The organism is Comamonas testosteroni (assembly GCF_014076415.1).
Classification (GTDB): domain Bacteria; phylum Pseudomonadota; class Gammaproteobacteria; order Burkholderiales; family Burkholderiaceae_C; genus Comamonas; species Comamonas testosteroni_F.
In genome coordinates, this window is sequence record NZ_CP043568.1 from 2,133,965 (window position 1) to 2,153,992 (window position 20,028).

Genomic DNA, 20,028 nt, shown 5'->3' on the forward strand with positions numbered 1-20,028 from the left:
TCTCTCATTTTTGGGCTAGACGATGAAGCAATCAGATCCTAACGCTACGTCTCAAAACATTCTCGTCCTCGGTGCCGGCGAACTCGGTCTCCCGGTACTCCGCAATCTTGCGCTCAAAGCCAAAGGCGTTGACGGAGCAAAGATCAGTGCTCTTCTGCGTGCCAGTGCCGTGGAATCCTCCGAGCCTGCCAAGCAGCGGGATATCGCGGAGATTCGGAGCCTCGGCATCGAGATCGTCCTGGGCGATTTGGTGAAATGCTCCATTGATGAGCTTGCCGTGGTTTTCGCACGCTACGACATGGTGATTGGCTGCGCGGGTTATGCCGCCGGCATCTACACGCCGATGAAGCTGGCGCGGGCAGCGTTGCAGTCTGGCATTCCCCGGTACTTCCCCTGGCAGTTCGGTGTCGATTTCGACGTTATCGGCCGCGGCGGCCCGCAGGACATTTTCGACGCACAGATCGACGTGCGCGAGCTGCTGCGGAGCCAGGACCAGACGGAGTGGGTCATCATCTCCACCGGCATGTTCATGAGCTACCTGTTTGAGCCTGAGTTCGGCGTCGTTGACTTGCAGAACGATGCTGTCCACGCTCTGGGCAGCTTCGATACCGCAGTGACGTTAACCACGCCCGACGATATCGGCGCGCTCACCGCTGAAGTGGTGTTTACACAACCGCGCATCCGCAACGAGATTGTGTATCTGGCTGGCGACACTGTGACGTACAGCGAGGTGGCGGACAAGCTGGAAGCGGGCCTTGGTCGATCTTTCACCCGGTCGGTATGGACGGAGCAGTATTTAATGGATGAGTTGGCGCGCGACCCGCAAAACATGATGAGCAAGTACCGTGCGGCCTTTGCCCAGGGGCGTGGCATGGCGTGGGACAAGAGCGGCACGTTCAACCAGCGCCGCGCCATTCCTGTGACGGACGTGTCATCGTGGATTCATGAAAACCTAGCATCTCGCAGCGACGAATGATAGGGTTTAAAGCGAACACTTTTGGCTTCACAGTTGGCACTGCTGCTTTTCCGCAATCAGCGGTAACTGCTCTAAGGTCGACTCCTGCAAACTGAGCTGAGCGACTGCAACAAATCGATAGCACCGGCTCAGCCCAAGCCACAGCAGTCACTTGATGGTCGTCAGACTTCAGCGACAGCTTTGAGATGTAGAGCAGACCTTCTCGAAAGTCATTGGCACAATGACTGCTCTGGGCTGCAGCGGTCATTGGCATTTCTGAGGTGAACATCAGCAACCAGCCTGAAGCTGTCTCCAACGGGGATAGTTGTGAGGCCTGCTTAGGCCGACTGGCGACGGCCTGCACCTGTTGAATACCTATCCTAAACTGGACGCTCAAGTTTCAGCCTCGAAGGTCAGCTTTGCGGTGCTGTACTCACCTGTAGCTAGGCTCGGCTTCGGCCAGGAGCTGTCGTCCGGTAGGTAGCCGTGAACTGCAGGTCTAGGCTGACTACCGCCGCTGAGCTTTGGCGAGCCTGTGACCGCTGCCGTCGATACCAGACATTGACCCACTATCTGGCCAGACGTCCGCTATACGCATCAAACCGGAAACTTGCTGGATCGTAGCGTGCCAGACAACCTGAACGGCAGATCTCGTAAGCTGCGAACTGGTGGGGACGACCCGTTGCGGTCGCTAGCAAGATCACTAGCCCGCGTCTGCTCTCGGCGGGAGCGGTCGCTGTACACTGGGCAAACTGGACGAAATTTGGCCACGAGATAACATGCTGGTTGGCGGTCATTGACAAGGGCCTGCGCTCGACCCAGAGCAGCCATTGAGGTTTAACAGCTTTTTGCTGCCTCAGTCGAGATGGCCTTCGTGTTTGCCGAGGCTTGAGTCAAAGATCCCTGCGAATGAGCGCGCCCTTGAACAGCACCGGACCAGTCGGCCCCGTTGAGCTGGGGACGCCGCCTTTGGGCTCCAGGCTGATGGCCAGGGCCGGGATTGCTTTCACGTCGGTTTCCTGCGCAGTGAGTTGCTCAAGCTTTCCATCACCCATGACCCCCAGGGAACGTGGCGCGCCCTGTTGAGGCAAGGCCCACAATTGAAGAGACTTGTTATCAGCCTCCTTGAAGCCGCTCACGCGTTGCAATACCAGTTGCTGGTGCCGGGGATCGAAGGTCACCAGCATGGACGCATCAGCCTTGCCATCGGCGAGCACCGCCACATATTGAATTTGGGGCGCCGCCTGCAATTCAGCCTGCGCCATCTGGAGCTGAGTCTGTAACGCAGACAATTTCTGGTGCGATGCATCCCTGAGCCCTTGATGCGACCAAAGCCCCACCGAGATAGCCGCCACCGTGGCCAAGCCGCCTGCCAGTGCCAGTCCACGCCACCACGCGAGTGTCGGCCATGCCGACTTCGATGCGGCTTCACGCTGTCGGGCCAACTTGGCTTTAGCTGTTTCGGCCTGCAGCAGGTTGGCAATGCGTGTCCAGACCACCGCATCGGGCTGTACCGGAGTCTGAACCTCGGAGAAGGCCGACCAGCGGCCTTGCCACAGCAAGGCAGCCGCGCGCACCTGCGGATATTCGCGTGCCAGCTGCTCAAAGCGTCGGCGTGCCCCTCCGTGCAAAGTTCCCAGTGAATAGGAGGCAGCCAGTCGGTCCAGTAATTCAGGGTTCTGGGTCAGATTCATGATGTCGACTCCTGGCGCTCAAACATGGCGTGCCATGCATTTGCGCAACTGCTCCAAGCTGCGGCGCATCCATGTCTTGACGGTACCCAGCGGCAGCTTCAGGCTGCTGGCCAGTTCGCTATGACTTAAATCATTCAGATAGGCCAGGCTCACCACCTGGCGCTGTGGCTGCTCCAGCTTTTCTAGACACTGGTGCAAGACCACGGCTTGTTCACTTGCTTCCACCAGTTGCATTGGCCCTTGCGTGTCCTTGTCCTGGGGCAACTCCTCAAAGTCCTCAATCGATACATTGAGATGCAGGCGCTCGGCTCTGCGCCGGCGCAAAAAGTCCAGGGCCCGGCTGCGCACCAGCATGCCCATCCAGGCCAGGGGCGGGCTGAGCGACTCCCGGTAGGTCTGCGCACTGCGCCAGATTCCCAGAAAGCTCTCCTGCAGCACATCCTCTGCCCACTCCTTGTTACCAAGTATGCGCAGAGCCAGGCCATACAGCCGCGAGGCGGTCTGGTCGTACAGCAGCTTCAGAGCAACCTCGTCCCGGGTTGCTACGCGGTCGATCAAGTCCATCAGTTGGTTGTCCGGTGTTTGGGCGCTCATGCAGCCATTTTGATCAGTAGGACCTGCTTCATGTTGTGCTGTTGGATAACTGCCAAGGCATGTTGCAGTTCCTGGTAATCACCTATACGCAGCAACCCAGCCACTGGATTTGGACAACGCGCGAAATGGCTGAAAAAGTTTTCAGAAACTTGAATCCACCGCGCCAAAGGATGCGTATTCCAAGTGTCGGACATCGCAAAGGCCGACAGATCCCCACATCCAATTAGGAGTCATCATGAGCATCCATCTGTTTGAAGGCCATGCCTCGCCCATGGCCTCGCGTCGCGGATTTCTTGGCACCACCGGCACTTTGTCGGCCGTGGCGGTCGCCATGTTGGCAGGCAACGAGGCTCTGGCCCAAGGCATGGGCAATGATCCAGCCAAGGATGTATCCATCCTCAATGTGGCCCTGGGGCTGGAGCATGAGGCCATCAACGCCTACCAGTTGGGTGCTGGTAGCGGCCTGCTGCAAAAGCCCGTGCTGGATGTGGCCCTGCTGTTCCAAAGCCATCACAAGGCCCACCGTGACGCTCTGATTGCCACCATCCAGAAGATGGGCGGAAAGCCGGTGGCCGAGGCCTCGATGCAGACCTATGCCGACTCTCTCAAGGCCGCAACCCTCAAGAGTCAGGCCGATGTGCTCAATCTGGCCGCAAGACTGGAGCTTGGCGCGACCAATGCCTACCTGGGCGTCATTCCAGCTTTCGAAAACCGTGACCTGGCCAAGGTCGCAGGACGCCTGGCCGCCGATGAAACCATGCACTACACGGCCCTGATCTCGGCTCTCGGCCGCCCCTTGCCAAGCAATGCCTTGTCATTTGGCGGCTGACCTGGCGAAGCCCCGAGTACCGGGCAGTCTCGCCCGGTGCATTTTTTCATCTTGTTTGAGGGAATACTCATGATGCATCGACACACACTTTCGCTGACCGCTCTGTGCCTATCCGCGCTTGGCCTGAGCGCTTGCTCATCCATGGGCTCTCACTCCATGTATTCACAAGCCGAACTTCCGGCTACCGTGCAAGTGCCCGCAGGACACAAAGTGGCCATGGAGACCGTGGGTGTTGGCCAGATCACCTATGAGTGTCGGGCCAAGAAGGACATGGCAGCCGAGCACGAATGGGTGTTTGTAGGCCCTGATGCCAAGCTGCAAACGCGAAGCGGTACGGTCATCGGCAAATACTGGGGTCCGCCAGCGACTTGGGAGAACAACGACGGCTCCAAGGTCACTGCCACGCAGCTTGCCGTGGCTCCTGCCGGAGCGGGCAATATCCCGCTGCAGCTGGTCAAGGCCAATCCTGCCACCGGAATGGGAGCCATGCAGGGGGTGACCTATATCCAGCGTGTGGCAACCAAGGGGGGCGTCGCGCCGAGCATGGCCTGCGGAGCTGCGAATCTGGGCAGCAAGCAGATCGTGCAGTATCAGGCCGACTATATTTTTTGGAAAGCGGTCTGAAGGGCAGACCAGAAGCGCACCTCACCTGTCAACGATTGGGAGGTGCGCTTTTTGTATTGACCGGGGATGTTGCGTATATCAGCTCCGGGCCAGATTTCGCCAACACCAAACAGGACCTACTCACGGCCAGTGTCGGAGGTTAGCGCCGTTCAGTGAACCTATTGAGCATGGCGGCTCGAATGTGAGGTTCATTGACCGCTAGAACGTGCGTGACATCACCTATTCACCTAGCCACGTGATGCAGTTCACCCTGGTCTCTACCAAGCCCCCCCGGTCATATGCAAGCATGCTACCGAGCCTCCTGCATGAGGGATAGCAGCTTTGCAGTGCGAAAAGACATCTTTGCGCATCCTGACATTCTTTTTCTGGCGAATGATGGGCGTGACATTACGCTGCATGACCGTCGCATGCACGGGCTGCATGTCATCAGCTCTGACCCCTATCACTTTCAGCAGTGGCTCCTTGGCAGGAGCTTGCTCCAAAAAATATAGCAACACTGCGACTTCAATGTCTTTTTTTGCAATAACGCACATAGCGAGCACCTGCAGATCTAGCACATCAATGCCCCAATAGTGCGTGTCTGGTATCTTTAGTTTATAGTTTGAACTGATGAGTTCATTGTTTGATCTTGTCAGTTTGAAAAATGATGACGCAAAGCAAAAAGAACGTTCATGTTCAGTTGAGCTTTAGTGACGCGGTGTACTTCCGTACAGGAGCGCATAGATACGGAAATAGACCAAACGGGGATTGCAAATCAATTGCTTACTAAGAGTGTCTATGAGCAGTAAGCAACCTGCGAGTTCGAGCAGCACCTTGTCTCCAAGAAGGCAGCGCGCTGCAGAGGCGATTTTTCCGGTGTCTTCTCGCGTTGCACCTGCAGGCTGTGCTTCAAGTCTTGCGGGAGCTGCGGTTGAACCGGCAAGTTGCACTGCGCTTGAAGAATAAGACTACTGACGGTTCGGCTAATTTTTTGGCTCGCTCAACAGAGTGATTTTGGAATTCGGTCTGAGCCCTAACATGCGAAACATGTTGGCTCAGGCAGAGGAATCTCGCAGATCGTGGCCTCTGTATTGCGAATTAATCAAAGGAACTTTATGCATATCTCTAGAAGCTCATTCATGCGCGCGACAGCGCTTGCGACGGTCCTTGTGGGGGCCAACGTTGTTCTATCGGGTTGTGCTGTTGACATATCTACTGGGGTGAAACCGGTCACCGGTTTTGATGCCAAGCGCTACATGGGGACTTGGTACGAGTTGGCACGCATCGATCACAGCTTCGAAAAAGACTTGACCCAGGTCTCAGCTAGCTACAGCCTCAACGATGACGGAAGCGTTGCGGTGCTGAACCGAGGATTCGACTCAGTCAAGCAGAAATGGCGCGAAGCCGAGGGCAAGGCTCGGTTCCTGGGGGCGTCAGATGTAGCGGCTCTGAAGGTATCTTTCTTTGGCCCTTTCTATGGCGGCTACAACGTGGTGAGCCTTGATGAGGACTATCAAACCTCTTTGGTGATTGGCAGCAGCATGGATTACTTCTGGCTTTTGTCACGCAATAGGACCATTCCCGAGCAACAGTTCAATCTGTTGCTACAGAAGGCCAAAACCCTGGGCGTAGACCTAAGCCGTGTCACTAAGGTCCCTCAATCGAACCGGCCTTGAGTTCAGAAAAGTCATATTCCCGCGACTTTGCGTCCACGCGGATGCATCTTGTACTTACAGACTTTGAATTCCCATGAGCACCCCCAGCCCTACAAAGAGCAGCAGCAACAAAGCCATCGCAATCATTGGTGCAGGCATGTCCGGGCTGGCTTGCGCCCAGGCCTTATTAGAAGCGGGCCACTGCGTCCATGTGTTCGACAAAAGTCGGGGTCCCTCCGGCCGTATGAGTACGCGCCGTAGCAGCGATGGAGACATTGATTGGCAGTGTGACCACGGTGCCCAGTATTTCACGGCACATCATGCAGAGTTTAGAAAACAGGTCTCCGAGTGGCAGCATGCAGGCGCTGCGCAGGTTTGGCAGGGCCTCATCGGCAAACATGATGGTCATGACTTCGCCCCGCAAGACAGCTTTTTGGAGCGCTTTGTCGGTACCCCACGCATGACCTCTCCGGCTGCACATATGGTGCGCGACATGCATGCCACATCGCAATCTGTGCGCTTTCAGTGGCAAGCCACCGTCGAGCCTTTGCAACCGCGTTCGGCGTTTGGCTGGATTCTGCAAAGCCAGGAGCATGGCACCGAGCCACATCGCTACGAAGCGGTTGTGCTTGCCGTTCCAGCACCGCAGGCCGCGCCGCTGCTGGCAGGTGTTGCTCCTGATGCCACTGCCCTTGCAAGCAATGCCAGGATGCTGCCCTGCTGGGCACTCATGGTGCGCTGCCATCAACCGTTGTCACTGCCAGTAGACGGCTGCTTTGTCGAGCACAGTCCATTGCGTTGGATCGCACGCGACAGCAGCAAACCTAGCCGAGGCGGCACCGAAACCTGGCTGCTGCATGCCGCACACAGTTGGAGCGAGGCACATTTGGAAGACGATGCCGCAACTGTCACGGCCGTACTGCTGAATGCATTTGCGCAACTGGGAGGCCCCGATCCCGCCAATGTTCAGGCTACCGCTCATCGTTGGCGCTATGCCGACACCGCCAACCCATTGAACGCTGGCGCATGGTGGGACGCTGCAGCAGGTTTGGGAATGTGCGGAGACTGGATGCACAGCGGCAGCGTGGAAGGTGCCTGGCTGAGCGGACGGAGCCTGGCCCGGCATGTCCACACGGCGCTGCACGCGCACGCGGGCTGAGATCGAAGGAGGCATGCCGTGCACCGCAAACCGCATCTGCCTGAAAAGTCATGCCTTTGCTGCGGGCGCCCATTTGCCTGGCGCAAAAAGTGGGTTCAGTTGTGGGACGAGGTCAAATACTGCTCCGAACGCTGCCGACGGCAGCGCAAGCAGTCACCTCCACCTGGGGAACAGACATGAGCACGGTGCTGCTCTGGTTACGCAACGACCTGCGCCTGCACGACCAACCCGTGCTTCACGCCGCGTGCAGGATGGGGGCGCAGTACATATTGCCGGTGCTGTGCCAGCCGGACATTCAAGCCAGAACCCATTGGGGCTTTGCCCGCATCGGCCAGCACCGTCGCACCTGGCTAGCCAAGACGATACAGAACCTGGCCGAGAATTTTCATGAACTGCGCTCTCAGCTATTGATTTTGAATGCGCCAGTCGCCACGGCCCTGCCTGCCCTGGCACAGGCCATAGGGGCCGGCATCATTGTCTGTGAAGACATCGCCGCGCCCGAGGAGCAAACCGAGGTCGACGCTCTGCGAGCTGCAGGCCTGCGGGTGCACACCGTGTGGCACAGCAGCCTGCTGCACCCGGACCAATTGCCTTGGCCGGTGAGACAGTTGCCTGCTGTGTTCACCTCGTTTCGTCAGGCTGTTGAGCACGTCAAGCTACAACCTTACCCGCCTCTGCCAGTGCCGGAGGCTCTGCCCAGAGTTCCGCCGAATATACCCAGCAAGTACCTTCAAGAGCAGGTACTTGCACTGGATGCATTGACCGATGCCTCTAATTCGCTTGATGCCCGAAGCGCCATCGCCTTACTGCAAGGCGGCGAGTCTGCGGCCCTTGCCCACCTCCGTCAGTACCTCGCACGCGGGCTTCCCCACAGCTACAAGCGCACGCGTAACGGTCTGCTGGGATTGGACTACTCAAGCAAATGGTCGCTCTGGCTAGCTACAGGCGCGTTGTCGCCACGGCAAGCCTACGCTGAACTTCGACAATTTGAAGCTACGCGCGGCGCGACCGAAAGCAGCTACTGGCTCTGGTTCGAGCTGCTATGGCGGGACTATTTTCGTTTTCTGCATATGCAGCACGGTCGCGCGCTCTACCGTGCACGGGGTCTGGGTCCGGAGCTTGCCACGCCACATGATGATCGGAACTTTGCAGCCTGGTGTTCAGGGCAGACCGGCCAGACGCTAGTGGATGCAGCCATGCGCGAGTTGGCTACCACGGGCTACCTAGGCAACCGCTTGCGCCAGGTGGCGGCCAGCTATCTGATCCATGACCTAGGCTGTGACTGGCGCGCCGGCGCTGCCTGGTTTGAGTCACAGCTATTGGACTACGACGTCTACAGCAACCAGGGCAACTGGCTTTACATTGCCGGTCGGGGTACAGATCCGCAAGGAGGGCGTCGCTTTGATCCTGTCAAACAGGCGGCCACCTACGACGCTGATGGAGCCTACCAGCGTCTCTGGGGTAAAGCATGAGCGATAGTACGGCCGCCACCCACAGCGCGCACACCCTGCGTCTGGTACTGGGTGATCAGCTCAATCAGAAACACAGTTGGTTTCGGCAGGTGGATCTGCAGGTGGTGTATGTGCTGATGGAGGTGCGGCAGGAAACCGACTACGTGCTGCACCATGCGCAGAAAATTCTGGCCATTTTTGCTGCCATGCGCGACTTTGCGCGCCAGCTGCGTGCCGACGGTCACCGGGTTCGTTATGTGTCGATCGACGATGCCAGTAACCGCCAGTCCATACCCGGCAACCTGGCTGCGCTTGCTGTGCACTACGGAGCCCACACGGTGCAATGGCAGCAGCCCGACGAGTGGCGGCTGGACGCTCAACTGCAGGCTTGGGCTAGCAGCCAGCAGTTGACCTGCACTGCAGTAGACAGCGAACACTTCCTGACGGCACGCGATGACCTGGCTACCCAGATGCATGGGCGCCGCCAATGGTTGATGGAGCATTTCTACCGCACCATGCGCCGCCGTTACCGACTCCTGCTGGACGAACATGAACAGCCCGTTGGCGGACAGTGGAACTTTGACCACGACAACCGCAAACCCTGGCCAGGAACCCCTGCCGAGCCTGAGGACTGGCGTCCCCTCCACGACCACAGCACGCTCTGGGAAATCGTGCAGCGCAGCAATGTTCAAAGCTTCGGTGACGCGCAGGCGGATGCACTGCGTTGGCCATTGAACCGGCAAGAGGCAATGCGCTGTTTAGAGGCATTTGTCACCCATGCACTGCCGCACTTTGGCGACTATGAAGACGCCATGTCAAGCCAAGCGCCGCGCTTATTCCACTCTTTGCTTTCGTTCGCGTTGAACGTGAAGATGCTGCACCCTCTGGAGGTGCTGCAATGTGCCGAAGCCGCCTGGCGCTCAGGCCACGCACCGCTCGCTGCTGTGGAAGGCTTTGTGCGCCAGATCCTTGGCTGGCGTGAGTACATCCGCGGCATCTATTGGGCACATATGCCGGGCTACGAAAGTCGCAATGCGCTGGACCACCACTTGCCGCTTCCGCACTGGTTCTGGAACGGGGACACGCATATGCGCTGTTTGCACCAGTCCATCAGGCAGTCGCTGCAAACCGCCCATGCCCACCATATCCAGCGGCTGATGGTGATCGGCAACTTTGCCTTGCTGGCGGGGCTGAATCCGATGGAGCTGCACCGCTGGTACCTGGGCATCTACATCGACGCTTTTGAGTGGGTAGAGCTGCCCAACACGCTGGGTATGAGCCAGCGCGCCGATGGCGGCCTGATTGCCACCAAACCCTATGTCAGCAGCGCGGCCTATCTGCAGCGCATGGGCGACTATTGCCAGGGTTGCGCCTACAACCCCAAGCAGAAGACCGGCCCGAGCGCCTGCCCTTTCAACGCTCTTTACTGGGACTTTTTTGCGCGTCACATCGATGTTCTTGGCAGCAACCACCGGTTGGCACTGGTGTACCGACAGTGGCAGAAATTCCCGCCTGAGCAGCAATCAGCGTTGCGCGCACATGCTCAGCAACTGCGCGAACAACTCGACCACCTGTAGCAACGACACCACCGAGGCCTACCATGCAATCTCTGCCCACTGGTTACCGTGCTCTCATTGTTGGGGCCTCCGGCGCTATAGGTTCAGCCATGGCCGCTCAGCTGGAGGCAGATCCACGCTGTGCTGCGGTCGCCGCTCTGAGCCGAAGCAGCAGTCCCGCCGTCGACTTTGGAGCCTTGGACTCCATTGCAGTTGCCGCCGACTCGCTGCGTCAGCAAGGTTCCTGGCACCTGATTGTGATTGCCACGGGAATGCTCAGCGGCCCAACCGGCTCACCCGAAAAGCGACTGGCTGACCTGAACGCCGCGCACATGGCAGCCAGTTTTACCATCAACACCATCGGCCCGGCCTTGGCCTTGGCACACTTCTCGCAGTTGCTTCCGAAGAATGAGCACGGCGTGCTTGCGGTTCTGTCGGCCAAGGTTGGCAGTATCGGCGACAACCGTCTTGGTGGCTGGTATAGCTACCGAGCCTCGAAGGCAGCACTGAACATGCTGCTCAAGACGGCTTCTATTGAAATAGCTCGCACCCATCCAAAAGCGGTCCTGGCAGCCCTGCATCCCGGCACAGTTGACTCTGCTTTGTCGGCTCCGTTTCGCGGTGCTCAGATAGGCAGCCGTCCCACCGACGCTGCGCGGGATTTGTTGGCGGTATTAGACGGCCTGCAGCCGCAGGACAGCGGCAGCTTCTGGGCATACGATGGACAACGCCTGCCCTGGTGAGTGTTTTGGTCATTTCCTAAAAAGGAGAACCCCATGCGCATCCTGTTGACCGGAGGCACCGGACTCATTGGACAGGCTCTCTGTCGGCTCTGGCGGAGCCAAGGTCATGATCTCTGGGTGTGGAGCCGAACTCCCCTGCAGGTGGAGAAATTGTGCCTGGGCGCCAAGGGTATAGCGCATCTTGAATCACTTGATGGCAGCGCTCCATTCGATGCTGTCGTCAACTTAGCTGGAGCGCCCATTGCAACTCACCGTTGGTCTGCAGAGCGCTGCGAGATTTTGCTGAACAGCCGAATTGACCTGACGCGAACCTTGGTGGACTGGATGGGAAAGCAAGTTTCGATACCACCAGTGCTGATCTCGGGCTCTGCTGTCGGCTGGTACGGTGACGGCGGAGAACAGTGGTTGTCAGAAGACAGTTCCGCGGGGAACATCGATTTCGGAAGCCGTCTATGCGTAGCCTGGGAGCAGGAGGCTATACGCGCGCGCCAGCTTGGTGTGCGGGTTGTAGTACTACGCACTGCCCCAGTGTTAACGTCAACCGGTGGAATGCTGGCACGGCTGCTGCCAACATTCCAACGAGGGCTTGGAGGTAGATTGGGCAGCGGGAAACAGTGGATGCCATGGATACATATCGAGGACCAAGTCGCTCTCATCGACTACCTTTTGAACAATGAGAGCTGCGGCGGACCGTACAACGCCTGTGCACCTGGGGTCGTTCGCAATGTTGACTTCACGCAGATGCTCGCCCGGGAGTTAGGTAAACCGGCCATATTTCACATTCCGGCCTGGGCGTTGCGACTGGCACTGGGGGAAATGTCCGTTCTGTTGCTAGGAGGTCAGCGCTTGGTTCCGCAGCGCGCACAGGAAGCAGGGTTTACTTGGCGGTACCCTGAGCTTTCAGGCGCCTTGAACCAACTGCTTCGCGAGCATTGAACTGGCTGCCCCTCGACCTCTCATCAGATTACCCATCAAGAGTGGGCCATACCGCACAGCGAAGGGCTGAGCCTGGAGAAATCGAGATGCCGTCGTAAACGCAAATCATGGCTCTACGTCGATACCATACTTGCTCTAACAACTATAGCTTCAGTTATTAGCACCATTCGACATATACAGACTACAGCAGCTCTCCTGGCTGCGTCTCTTGAGCTGAGCGAGTCGGCAGCGTAATGCGAAAAACTGCACCGCCATCTGGCCTGTTGGCTGCTGTAATGGTGCCATCCATCGCGTCGATAATCTTTCGGCAGATTGCCAGTCCCAAGCCCGTTCCACCCGAGCCATCTTTCGTCTTGCTGGACTGGACAAATGGCTGAAAAATCTTGTCTAGCTCTTGCGTTGGCACGCCTGGTCCCTGGTCTAGAAAGTCAACACAGATGTTTCCTTGACCATCGAAGTGCCCTTCAACATCAATACGTCCATGGGGCGGAGAGAACTTGATGGCATTCGCCAGCATATTGCGTATGACTTGCTGAAACCGGACTGGGTCTGCTTTGGCAATTAAAGGAGCATCCTCCAGCCTAAGCCGTAGATCAATTTGCTTCTGATGGAGCAGTGGCTCAAGCTCGCGTGCAACCGGCCTAATCAAACCTCTGAGATCAATTTTTTCCGTATGGATTGACCCCACTGGACTTTCAAGTTTTGCTACATCCAAAAGGTCGTTGACCAACGCTAACATTCGCTGTCCCGCTGCATGAATGTCATAAAACATCTCACCTAGCTTAGGGGTTGCACGTGACCTAAGCTGTCCCAGCTCGGAGAAGCCAATAATCGATTGAAGCGGAGTACGCAGTTCATGGCTCATGTTCGCAACGAACTCAGACTTCACTCTAAAAGCCTCCTCCGCAGCATCCCGGGCCTCCCGCGTCGCTAGCTCGGCAATCCTGAATTCCGTGACATCCACGAAGATACTCAGCACACCTGTCGGACGATCCCGCACGTCCTTAATCGCTGTCTTTGTAATTTGCATGTCCCGATAGGTACCATCAGCATGAATGACTTTGGTGTCAAGCACTGTGCGCTGGCCCGACGCGAGAACACGATCATTGGCTCGAAGTTGCTTCGTTGCATCTTCGCTGGCACAGATGTCCTGCAAATTACTGCCCATCACTTGCAGCGAGTTCAAGCCAGAAAACTCCTCCCAGGCTTTGTTGGCAATCGTTATGCGATGAGCCTCATCGGTGACTAGCAGTGGTAGAGGAGTGGACTCAAAAAGCAAATGTTGAAAAGCAAGCTGTGTTTGCAATTCCTGCTGTGCTTTCCAGCGTGCCGTCACATCCACTGCACTTCCTGCGAAGCCAATAATTTCGCCCTGTCTGGTAAGAGGAACTACGGCGATGTCGCAGAGAATTTCCTTTTCGTTTGGCAATGCAAATTGCGCTTGGCATGTGCGCAAACTCTGCTGGCTCCTTGCATCGAGCAGAACCTTAACCTGGGGTCTAAATTGAGGTTCAACAATTTTCTCTAGCCGCAGTCCAAGAGCTTGCTTGCTGGACTGGCCGGTAAGCATCTCCCAACGTGCATTCACAAAAGTCAGTCTCCCGTCCTTGTCCGTGCGAAAAATCAATTCTTGAACGCTACGCATGAGCACGGCCAACTCTTGCTCACTGCGAGCAAGCTTTGCCTGAGCTCGATCCATCTCTTTGTGAGCTGCGCTTTGAAGCTTGCGAGTCTTGTGCACCGAATAGCCCAACCCGATCACAAGAAAAAGCGATGCGAGCCCCGCAACAAAAAAGATGAACGCGTCATCTTTCCAACGTTGAACAACTGCGGAATACGGCTCCTCAACCAGCAGCACAAGCGGCCAATGACGAACCGTGCGAAAAGAGACTATTTCCTGCTCACCAAGCATGCCTTTGCCGATGTATGAGCCCCGCTCCTTATTGAGTAGCATCTGCTTGAAAATCGGAGTCTGCAAGGCTTGTGCCTGCTGGACTGCTGACCCCATATTTGTGCTGGCCAGAGGTTGGCCTTCGTATGTCATCAGCAAAGCTTCATAGCTCAGGGACTCAAGAGTTGCTTGGTAGAAATTTGCCACTGCATCTGGATTGATAAGCGCAACCAGATAGGCCGTGCTACCGTCTTCTTGAAGGAAACTCAGTACGTGCGGGAGAAAACTAATACCTCGCGGCGACGGCTCCTTGCTGGTACTCAGCGCCGACAAGTTTCTTCCTTGAATCAGCTTTCCCAGCCTAGCTTCTCCAGGTTTAGGCTCGTGGAGCTTCTCAGTAAACAGCGCCTCAATGGGAACTATCGTGCTTCTGTCACCCGGCTGTGTACTTGCGAGGACTTTGCCTCGCTGATCTAGCAAAGCCATCGCGCGAATAAACGGAATTTGTGAAACCACCTGAGCTAGAGACGTCTGTCTCTCCTGAGTTGAGGCATCGTGGGCCACAATTGCAGGGCTTAGAGCAAGGCTAGACAATGCCAATTCACTTGTCTCGAATGTCCGTGCCGTTTGCTCCTCAAGGACTCGAGCTAGCAGCATCGCTTGCGACTTACTCTGTTCAGCTTGTGCATGCAACTGTCCCCAGATGTAAATGGCAAGAGCCCCAAGCACACACAGTGCAAATACAAAAATCAAGCCTTTGATATGAGCACTGTGACGAACGCCTAAAAACTCACGGGTTGCAGCTCGGTGTGGCATCTTCTCGTACTTTATCGAGTGGCGTCGGGAACCACTATGGCGCTCAAACCATTGTTTCTTGCAGCCCGCGCTAGACGTCCGTCGCGCTTAATCTCTGACACAAACTGATTAAGGCGTGCTAACCATTGATGGTCCTTGGGACTGACGGCATAGCCATAGGGAAGGATATGGAAAGGCGTGGTTGGAGCAATCAATTGGGCCCAGTCAGCACTATCCAATAATCGGCGGCTGTAAGGATAGTCGGTCATGAAGACATCCACACGGCCAGCCATTAGCTCTTTTTCCCGAGTTTGAGGGGGTTCGATAGGCACAACTTGCGCATGCTTGAGCGATTGCTTCATCACTGGTTCCATGAAGGTGCCACGCTGCACAGCGACCTGCACACCTGGCTTGTCTATGTCTGCCCAAGTTTGGACGGCCGGGTTGCTTTTGGTACTGATGCCGTAGATGTCAGACCTCAAATAAGGGGAGGTAAAGCTCAATTGTTGTTGTCGTTGAGGCAGTATCCCTACGGCAAACATCGCGACATCGCATCGCGCCCCTAGCAAATCAGGAATTAGCTTTGAAAATGAGGAGTCAATGTATTCCAGGCGTACTCCCAAGTCTTTCGCAAGCTCGGAGGATAGTTCAATATCAACTCCTTGAAGCCGACCAGAGCGATTATCGCGAAAGGTAACTCCGTAGTACTCAGGCCATATGCAAACTCTAAGTGTTCCAGTTGACTTTACATGATCTAAAACAGTTCCAGAAAAAGCATCGAATGAGCTAAAAATAATAAATGAAACCATCCCAAGCTTGGCAGCAAATCTTCTATAATTTATTTGAAACATCTTTTTGAAGCACATTGCTTTTCCCAGTAAAACACTATTTCATTCAAGGTGTGTCAATGAGGTCTTCAAAAGTTGGAGAATTTCGGGTTAGCGAACATCTCAATTCATCCAACTCATTTATATTTTTCATAAAGGTGTCGACGATCACTGGATCAAGAGCTTTACCATCTTCAGCCTTTATCATATCGAGCGCAACTTCAAGGGGAAATGCCGATCGATAGACTCTGTCCATCGTTAATGCATCGTATATATCGACAATAGAAGTAATACGTGCTGAGAGTGGAATATTCTCACCGATTAATCCTTTTGGGTATCCTTTTCCATCAAAGCGTTCATGATGGTAAGCGGCTATTTCCGCGGCCATTTGGAAGACTGGGATTCTCGATTGCCCAAGCAACTTTGCTCCTATTTCAGCATGCTTATTCATTCTGATACGTTCCTCTGACGTCAATGGACCGTTCTTCTTTAGGATGCTGTCTGGGATACCAATCTTGCCAATATCATGCATGGGCGCAGCTTTACGGAGCAGACTGGCAAACTGTGGGCGGCAACCCAAGCGTAAAGCTAATGCTTCAGCGATATAGCCAATGCGGATAATGTGCGCACCTGTATCATCATCTTTAAATTCGGCCGCCATTGCCAAGCGCAGCAAAGTCTCGTGATGAGCACGCGTGACTTCTTTGAGAAGCTGGTTGCGCTCTTGATACATGTGTCCGAAGTCTCTGATGAACTGCTCCATTTGCGCTAAGGCGGCAGGATCGAAGCTTCGTGACTCGCTATGCAACGCATCACCTAGGTCTGACATCAAATGGCCCTCTCCAGACTTTCGATGACTTCGAGCAATTTCAAGGTACTGAAGGGTTTTACCAAATACTCGTCTGCACCCACCTTGAGACCTGCTTCTCGATCGTCTGCACTACCTCGCGCTGTCAACATGATCACTTGGGTATCGCGCAAGTCATCACTGTCCTTGATCAATTGACAGACCTGTAGGCCACTGAGCGTGCCCGGCATCATGACGTCCAGAAGGACGACATCGGGTTTGATGCGCTGAGTGACCTCCCACGCCTCATCGCCAGTTGCGACCTCTTGCACTTCAAAGTCTCTGAACTCGAGCGTCATACGGATCAGCTTACGGATGTCTGCATGATCTTCAACGATCAGAATTTTTTTCATGAAAGAAGCCTCCAGGTTGGTCTTGAACTTTTCAACATTTTGTATCAAACGTATCAATTTTATCAATTTGTAATCAAAGTTATCAATGCAAATTGATGCAAAATCGCTTGCATGTCAGAAATATGCGAACCGATAGATCAAATTCCGCACTTCACCACCGCTGAAGTTGCGAAAAAGTTAGGAATGGCAGTACGGTCAGTTCAGTTGATGGTTGATCGGGGGGAGCTCGAAGCATGGAAGACACCGGGTGGCCACCGTCGCATCACCCAAGTCTCTGTCGACGCTTGGCAAGGCCGACAACCTCGCTCAGGCGATCAAGCGCCCGCTCCTGAACTGCGCTCCGAGCCCAAGCAGCGCATCCTGCTCATCGAGGATTCGGTTCACTTCCAGAACCTCGTGCAATTGCTGATTCAGCGCCACTTCCCAGATGTCGAGCTACATATTGCGCACGATGGCATTACTGGCATGGCTTTGTTTGGACAGGTACAGCCTGACGTGATGCTGGTCGATATCCTGCTGCCAGACATTAATGGAGCGGCGTTGATCACAGCACTGAAAACGCATGCGCAGTTTGCCCAATGCAAACTGCTGGTCATCACATCAATGGATGAAGTAGAGCGTCAATCGTACGAATTTGCCTTGGACGGAGTGCCCATACTGCACAAGCCTCGTTTGGTGCAAGACTTTCCAAAGGCCTTGAATGAGCTGCTAGTCTCATGAAGACCCCACCTCCAGTGGTCGTGCTGGTCGAAGATGACCCTTTGATTAGACGCTTCGTTGAGATAGCGCTCGAAGAGCTTTCACTGGATCTGGTGACATGCACAACTGCGGAAGAAGCTCAGCAGCTCATTCCGCTCAGCTCGTGTGCTTTGCTGATTACCGACATGATGTTGCCTGGTGCATCAGGTTTGCAACTCATCGAGTGGCTGCGCAAAACTTCGTTCTCCGCCTGCCCAGTAGTTGTCTTCAGTGCCGGGCTGGACTATTCAATCACTGAGTACCTTGAACAGCTAAGTGTCCGCCGAGTGCTGCGCAAGCCAGTGTCTGTCAAGGAATTGGTGACTTGCATCGAGACTGCGCTCAATGCAAATGTCGCACCCTCAGTTATGCATGCGGCAAGGACTTCTAATGTCGGCGACATGCATGTGGAGGAGTACGCAATCAATACCTATTTTTGCGGCGATCGAGAGTTGTTTATCGAGTACAAGGCCGCTTGCGCGGTTCAGATGTCGACAGATCTCACCCTTGGCGCTCAGCATCTCTCCTCAAGTGACAGTGCGGGATTGCACCGCTTAGCACACAACCTTAAAAGTGTATTTCGTCTACTCGGACTTGAGACGGCCTCGAATACCGCGAGGAATCTTGAGGAAGCCTGCAAAGCCACAGACTGGGAAAAAGTTCAAGCACATTGGCACCTGATCCGAATGGAGATGCAAAGTCTTGCTGCATGGGAAAAGCCAGGCGCTTGAAGCGAGCAGCATCCACCATCAGCCGAGAACTCCTACGCAATGGCGGCAAAACCTGCTACCGAGCTACAAAGGCAGATGAGGTAGCCTGGCAGCGAGCGCACCGCCCAAAGACGTGCAAGTTGGCCTGCAATCCTGCGTTGGCGTAGATCGTGGCGGGTAAATTGCAGAGTCAATGGTCGCCCGAGCAAATAGCAGGGTGGCTCAAACGAACTTACCCGGGCGCAAAGGATATGCAGGTGTCTCACGAAGCCATCTATCGCACGCTCTTCGTTCAAACACGCGGAGCCTTGAAGAAAGAGCTTCTGGAGCATTTGCGGCGCACCAGAGGAATGCGCCGCTCACGCCATTACACCCAGAAGACCCCCATCCATGGCCGGATCGTCGATGCAGTGCCCATTAGCGAGCGCCCAGCCTGCATAGAGGATCGAGCAGTGCCGGGCCATTGGGAGGGCGATCTGTTGTTTGGCGATGCCTACAGCCAGGTGGCAACGCTGGTAGAGCGCCACACCCGCTACGTAATGTTGGTCAAGCTAGTGGACAAGGACTTGTACACAGTGGCGGCAGCGCTGGCCAGGCATGCGCAGACCTTGCCGCAAGAGCTCTATCGTTCCTTGACCTGGGATCGAGGATCGGAGATGGCGGGGCACAAACGATTCACTGTGGCCACCGACATCCAGGTCTACTTCTGCGATCCACAAAACCCATGGCGGCGCGGAGCGAACGAGAACACTAATGGGCTACTCAGACAGTATCTGCCCAAGGGAATCGACATCTCTGGCTACTCGCAAGATGAATTGGATGCGATTGCGAGAAAATTAAACGAGCGGCCCAGGAAAACCTTGGGGTACAGAACCCCGGCCGAGATGTTTAACGAATGTGTTGCATCGATCGGTTGAATCCACAGTCGATTGCTGGCTGACGCGAACGACCGCAAATGGGCGCCTCAGGTTTGTGGCGCTGCCCCAGCAAGTCTTTCGTTCGGCGGCGGACCACTCACAGCCTGAAACAACCCTTCGCACACATGGAGGTGAGCTTGATGATGGGCACGTACATTGGGGTGCGAAGACTGGGTTAGCCAATTTCTTGTTTACCCCTTGGTCCCAGAAAGACTAAAGGACTTAGCCCCTTTCGAAGCTAAGTCCTTGAATCATTTGGTCGGAGCGGCGGGATTCGAACTCGCGACCCTCTGCTCCCAAAGCAGATGCGCTACCAGGCTGCGCTACGCTCCGAAGCCTTTATTATAACTACAAAAAATTGCGCATCTTTTGAAAGTGGCGAATTTTTGATGATGAGGCGCTATTTATTTTGAACGAGGTGTCGTGGGGGCCGGGCCACGGTTGGCCAGGTGGCGGAAGGTGATACGGCCCTTGGTAAGGTCGTAGGGCGACATTTCCAAAGACACTTTGTCGCCGGCCAGAATGCGGATGTGGTGCTTGCGCATCTTGCCGCCGGTATAGGCAATCAGTTGGTGACCGTTGTCCAGCGTGACGCGAAAACGCGAGTCAGGCAGGACTTCCGTCACGGAGCCTTGCATTTCAATCAGTTCTTCCTTGGCCATTTGTTCAATCTCTCAGAAAAGGTCAGTTGCGGCGCTTGCTCGTCATCACCACGGAAAAGGCCTGAGCAGTACAAGTGCTCAGGCCTCAATGTGGCAAGGGCGCTGCGCTGTTT

General features: G+C 55.5%; 19 protein-coding genes, 1 tRNA gene and 2 pseudogenes. 14 read left to right on the forward strand and 8 right to left on the reverse strand.

From position 1 onward, the window contains the following. Window positions 1-22: 22 nt before the first annotated feature. Window positions 23-976 carry an aromatic alcohol reductase gene (locus F0P97_RS09770; protein ID WP_182286547.1) on the forward strand — a complete coding sequence of 318 codons (954 nt, stop codon included), beginning with the start codon at window positions 23-25 and terminating at the stop codon, window positions 974-976. Window positions 977-1,848: 872 nt separating this feature from the next. On the opposite strand, the gene F0P97_RS09775 is transcribed toward F0P97_RS09770, so the two are convergent. Both F0P97_RS09775 and F0P97_RS09780 read right to left on the reverse strand, forming a co-directional pair. After that, on the reverse strand, window positions 1,849-2,649 hold the full coding sequence (locus F0P97_RS09775) for an anti-sigma factor (protein WP_182286548.1): 801 nt from the start codon (window positions 2,647-2,649) through the stop codon (window positions 1,849-1,851). 18 nt (window positions 2,650-2,667) lie between these two features. After that, entirely contained in the window at window positions 2,668-3,243 is a 576-nt protein-coding gene (locus tag F0P97_RS09780) for a sigma-70 family RNA polymerase sigma factor (protein ID WP_182284513.1), read from the reverse strand. Window positions 3,244-3,478: 235 nt separating this feature from the next. On the opposite strand from F0P97_RS09780, the gene F0P97_RS09785 reads away from it, so the two are divergent. The 10 genes and pseudogenes from F0P97_RS09785 (at window position 3,479) to F0P97_RS09825 (ending at window position 12,175) form a co-directional block, all read left to right on the forward strand. Continuing rightward, complete coding sequence (locus tag F0P97_RS09785; protein WP_182284512.1) at window positions 3,479-4,072, forward strand: ferritin-like domain-containing protein; 594 nt, start codon at window positions 3,479-3,481, stop codon at window positions 4,070-4,072. 72 nt (window positions 4,073-4,144) lie between these two features. Then, window positions 4,145-4,696: a DUF3455 domain-containing protein gene (locus F0P97_RS09790; protein ID WP_420093909.1), complete on the forward strand. Its 552-nt coding sequence runs from the start codon at window positions 4,145-4,147 to the stop codon at window positions 4,694-4,696. 1,199 nt (window positions 4,697-5,895) lie between these two features. Beyond that, the gene (locus F0P97_RS09795) at window positions 5,896-6,351 is read left to right on the forward strand and encodes a lipocalin family protein (protein ID WP_182287158.1); all 456 of its coding nucleotides are present in this window, start codon (window positions 5,896-5,898) and stop codon (window positions 6,349-6,351) included. A 136-nt stretch (window positions 6,352-6,487) separates the two neighbouring features. Beyond that, window positions 6,488-6,607: pseudogene (locus F0P97_RS27900) on the forward strand (NAD(P)-binding protein); the annotation flags it as partial. 183 nt (window positions 6,608-6,790) lie between these two features. Next, the gene (locus F0P97_RS09800) at window positions 6,791-7,489 is read left to right on the forward strand and encodes an NAD(P)/FAD-dependent oxidoreductase (RefSeq protein WP_332839908.1); all 699 of its coding nucleotides are present in this window, start codon (window positions 6,791-6,793) and stop codon (window positions 7,487-7,489) included. Window positions 7,490-7,507: 18 nt separating this feature from the next. Continuing rightward, a complete protein-coding gene (locus F0P97_RS09805) occupies window positions 7,508-7,669 on the forward strand; it encodes a DUF2256 domain-containing protein (RefSeq protein ID WP_182286550.1) in 162 nt (53 codons plus the stop codon). Beyond that, the gene (locus F0P97_RS09810; protein ID WP_182286551.1) at window positions 7,666-8,961 is read left to right on the forward strand and encodes a DASH family cryptochrome; all 1,296 of its coding nucleotides are present in this window, start codon (window positions 7,666-7,668) and stop codon (window positions 8,959-8,961) included. Before F0P97_RS09805 ends, F0P97_RS09810 begins: the two co-directional genes overlap by 4 nt. Continuing rightward, window positions 8,958-10,517 carry a cryptochrome/photolyase family protein gene (locus F0P97_RS09815; RefSeq protein WP_182286552.1) on the forward strand — a complete coding sequence of 520 codons (1,560 nt, stop codon included), beginning with the start codon at window positions 8,958-8,960 and terminating at the stop codon, window positions 10,515-10,517. The genes F0P97_RS09810 and F0P97_RS09815 overlap by 4 nt, the downstream gene beginning before the upstream one ends. Window positions 10,518-10,540: 23 nt before the next feature. Beyond that, window positions 10,541-11,239: an SDR family NAD(P)-dependent oxidoreductase gene (locus F0P97_RS09820; RefSeq protein WP_182286553.1), complete on the forward strand. Its 699-nt coding sequence runs from the start codon at window positions 10,541-10,543 to the stop codon at window positions 11,237-11,239. A 33-nt stretch (window positions 11,240-11,272) separates the two neighbouring features. After that, the gene (locus F0P97_RS09825; protein ID WP_182286554.1) at window positions 11,273-12,175 is read left to right on the forward strand and encodes a TIGR01777 family oxidoreductase; all 903 of its coding nucleotides are present in this window, start codon (window positions 11,273-11,275) and stop codon (window positions 12,173-12,175) included. A 181-nt stretch (window positions 12,176-12,356) separates the two neighbouring features. Here F0P97_RS09825 and F0P97_RS09830 read toward each other — a convergent pair whose 3' ends face one another. From F0P97_RS09830 to F0P97_RS09845, 4 genes are read right to left on the reverse strand one after another with little or no spacing between them, the layout of a single operon-like run. Continuing rightward, entirely contained in the window at window positions 12,357-14,882 is a 2,526-nt protein-coding gene (locus F0P97_RS09830; protein WP_182286555.1) for a PAS domain S-box protein, read from the reverse strand. 11 nt (window positions 14,883-14,893) lie between these two features. Then, window positions 14,894-15,727: an ABC transporter substrate-binding protein gene (locus tag F0P97_RS09835; RefSeq protein WP_182286556.1), complete on the reverse strand. Its 834-nt coding sequence runs from the start codon at window positions 15,725-15,727 to the stop codon at window positions 14,894-14,896. Window positions 15,728-15,755: 28 nt separating this feature from the next. After that, entirely contained in the window at window positions 15,756-16,517 is a 762-nt protein-coding gene (locus F0P97_RS09840; protein ID WP_182286557.1) for an HD-GYP domain-containing protein, read from the reverse strand. After that, window positions 16,517-16,888: a response regulator transcription factor gene (locus F0P97_RS09845; RefSeq protein WP_182286558.1), complete on the reverse strand. Its 372-nt coding sequence runs from the start codon at window positions 16,886-16,888 to the stop codon at window positions 16,517-16,519. Before F0P97_RS09845 ends, F0P97_RS09840 begins: the two co-directional genes overlap by 1 nt. A 111-nt stretch (window positions 16,889-16,999) precedes the next feature. On the opposite strand from F0P97_RS09845, the gene F0P97_RS09850 reads away from it, so the two are divergent. The 3 genes and pseudogenes from F0P97_RS09850 to F0P97_RS09860 form a co-directional block, all read left to right on the forward strand. Beyond that, a complete protein-coding gene (locus F0P97_RS09850) occupies window positions 17,000-17,608 on the forward strand; it encodes a response regulator (protein WP_182286559.1) in 609 nt (202 codons plus the stop codon). Beyond that, a complete protein-coding gene (locus F0P97_RS09855; RefSeq protein ID WP_182286560.1) occupies window positions 17,605-18,357 on the forward strand; it encodes a response regulator in 753 nt (250 codons plus the stop codon). Before F0P97_RS09850 ends, F0P97_RS09855 begins: the two co-directional genes overlap by 4 nt. Then, window positions 18,345-19,253 (forward strand): annotated as a pseudogene (locus tag F0P97_RS09860) (IS30 family transposase); the annotation flags it as partial. The gene F0P97_RS09855 and the pseudogene F0P97_RS09860, both read left to right, overlap by 13 nt. Before the next feature lie 256 nt (window positions 19,254-19,509). Here F0P97_RS09860 and F0P97_RS09865 read toward each other — a convergent pair. Then, a tRNA-Pro gene (locus tag F0P97_RS09865) sits at window positions 19,510-19,586 on the reverse strand. Between the two features lie 71 nt (window positions 19,587-19,657). Then, a complete protein-coding gene (gene infA, locus F0P97_RS09870) occupies window positions 19,658-19,915 on the reverse strand; it encodes a translation initiation factor IF-1 (RefSeq protein WP_003056533.1) in 258 nt (85 codons plus the stop codon). Window positions 19,916-20,028 lie beyond the last annotated feature (113 nt).

Bases quoted from the DNA above. Each gene is read 5' to 3' on its own strand.
- F0P97_RS09855 (WP_182286560.1), top strand. From the start codon at position 17,605: ATGAAGACCCCACCTCCAGTGGTCGTGCTGGTCGAAGATGACCCTTTG.
- F0P97_RS09790 (WP_420093909.1), top strand. From the start codon at position 4,145: ATGCATCGACACACACTTTCGCTGACCGCTCTGTGCCTATCCGCGCTT.
- F0P97_RS09785 (WP_182284512.1), top strand. From the start codon at position 3,479: ATGAGCATCCATCTGTTTGAAGGCCATGCCTCGCCCATGGCCTCGCGT.
- F0P97_RS09780 (WP_182284513.1), bottom strand. From the start codon at position 3,243: ATGAGCGCCCAAACACCGGACAACCAACTGATGGACTTGATCGACCGC.
- F0P97_RS09770 (WP_182286547.1), top strand. From the start codon at position 23: ATGAAGCAATCAGATCCTAACGCTACGTCTCAAAACATTCTCGTCCTC.
- F0P97_RS09830 (WP_182286555.1), bottom strand. From the start codon at position 14,882: ATGCCACACCGAGCTGCAACCCGTGAGTTTTTAGGCGTTCGTCACAGT.
- F0P97_RS09835 (WP_182286556.1), bottom strand. From the start codon at position 15,727: ATGTGCTTCAAAAAGATGTTTCAAATAAATTATAGAAGATTTGCTGCC.
- F0P97_RS09820 (WP_182286553.1), top strand. From the start codon at position 10,541: ATGCAATCTCTGCCCACTGGTTACCGTGCTCTCATTGTTGGGGCCTCC.
- infA (WP_003056533.1), bottom strand. From the start codon at position 19,915: ATGGCCAAGGAAGAACTGATTGAAATGCAAGGCTCCGTGACGGAAGTC.
- F0P97_RS09775 (WP_182286548.1), bottom strand. From the start codon at position 2,649: ATGAATCTGACCCAGAACCCTGAATTACTGGACCGACTGGCTGCCTCC.
- F0P97_RS09850 (WP_182286559.1), top strand. From the start codon at position 17,000: ATGTCAGAAATATGCGAACCGATAGATCAAATTCCGCACTTCACCACC.
- F0P97_RS09815 (WP_182286552.1), top strand. From the start codon at position 8,958: ATGAGCGATAGTACGGCCGCCACCCACAGCGCGCACACCCTGCGTCTG.
- F0P97_RS09810 (WP_182286551.1), top strand. From the start codon at position 7,666: ATGAGCACGGTGCTGCTCTGGTTACGCAACGACCTGCGCCTGCACGAC.
- F0P97_RS09800 (WP_332839908.1), top strand. From the start codon at position 6,791: ATGACCTCTCCGGCTGCACATATGGTGCGCGACATGCATGCCACATCG.
- F0P97_RS09825 (WP_182286554.1), top strand. From the start codon at position 11,273: ATGCGCATCCTGTTGACCGGAGGCACCGGACTCATTGGACAGGCTCTC.
- F0P97_RS09845 (WP_182286558.1), bottom strand. From the start codon at position 16,888: ATGAAAAAAATTCTGATCGTTGAAGATCATGCAGACATCCGTAAGCTG.
- F0P97_RS09840 (WP_182286557.1), bottom strand. From the start codon at position 16,517: ATGTCAGACCTAGGTGATGCGTTGCATAGCGAGTCACGAAGCTTCGAT.